The sequence below is a fragment of the Stenotrophomonas capsici genome, assembly GCF_034961085.1.
GTDB classification, from domain to species: Bacteria; Pseudomonadota; Gammaproteobacteria; order Xanthomonadales; family Xanthomonadaceae; genus Stenotrophomonas; species Stenotrophomonas capsici.
In genome coordinates this window covers 2,143-3,187 of record NZ_JAYFUH010000169.1, presented here as the reverse complement: position 1 = coordinate 3,187, position 1,045 = coordinate 2,143, and the positions used below count along the sequence as shown (strand labels likewise).

At 68.0% G+C, this 1,045-nt stretch carries 1 protein-coding gene; it reads left to right on the top strand.

The genetic code is table 11. The features are described from left to right. A partial coding sequence (locus VA603_RS10745; protein ID WP_323438814.1) for a glutamate synthase-related protein occupies nucleotides 1-1,045 on the top strand: 1,045 nt, incomplete at both ends.

Genomic DNA, 1,045 nt, shown 5'->3' with positions numbered 1-1,045 from the left:
CAACTCCGGCGAAGGCGGCGAGGACCCGGTGCGCTACGGCACCGAGAAGCGCTCCAAGATCAAGCAGGTGGCCTCGGGCCGCTTCGGTGTCACCGCCGAGTACCTGGTCAATGCCGAAGTGCTGCAGATCAAGGTCGCCCAGGGCGCCAAGCCCGGCGAAGGCGGCCAGCTGCCCGGCCACAAGGTCAACGAACTGATCGCGCGGCTGCGTTACGCCAAGCCGGGCATCGGCCTGATCTCGCCGCCGCCGCACCACGACATCTATTCGATCGAGGACCTGGCGCAGCTGATCTACGACCTGAAGCAGGTCAACCCGGATGCGCTGGTATCGGTGAAGCTGGTCAGCCATGCCGGCGTCGGCACGATTGCCGCCGGCGTGGTCAAGGCCGGCGCCGACCTGATCACCGTGTCCGGCCATGATGGCGGCACCGGTGCCTCGCCGATCAGCTCGATCCGCTATGCAGGCGTGCCGTGGGAACTGGGCCTGGCCGAGTCGCACCAGGCATTGATCGGCAACGACCTGCGTGGCCGCACCATCCTGCAGACCGATGGCGGCCTGAAGACCGGCCTGGACGTGATCAAGGCCGCGCTGCTCGGTGCCGACAGCTTCGGTTTCGGCACCGGCCCGATGATCGTGCTGGGCTGCAAGTACCTGCGCATCTGCCACCTCAACAACTGCGCCACCGGCGTGGCCACGCAGGACGAGCGCCTGCGCGAGTTCTACTTCACCGGCCTGCCCGAGCGCGTGGAGAACTTCTTCCGGCTGCTGGCAGAGGAAGTGCGCGAGTGGCTGGCGCTGCTGGGCGCGCGTTCGCTGGACGAGATCATCGGCCGCACCGACCTGCTGGAGCAGTTGGAGGTCTCGCCGCGCGAAGGCGTCAAGGTCGACCTGTCGCGCCTGCTCGCGCCGGCGCAGTACGCAGGCTCGCACTGTGCCGCACAGCGCCTGTACCAGTCACCGGACAGCCTGGCCACGCAGATGGACGACCTGCTGGCCGACGCCATCGCGCACAAGCGCGGCGGCGAGCATCGCTTCCTGATCCAC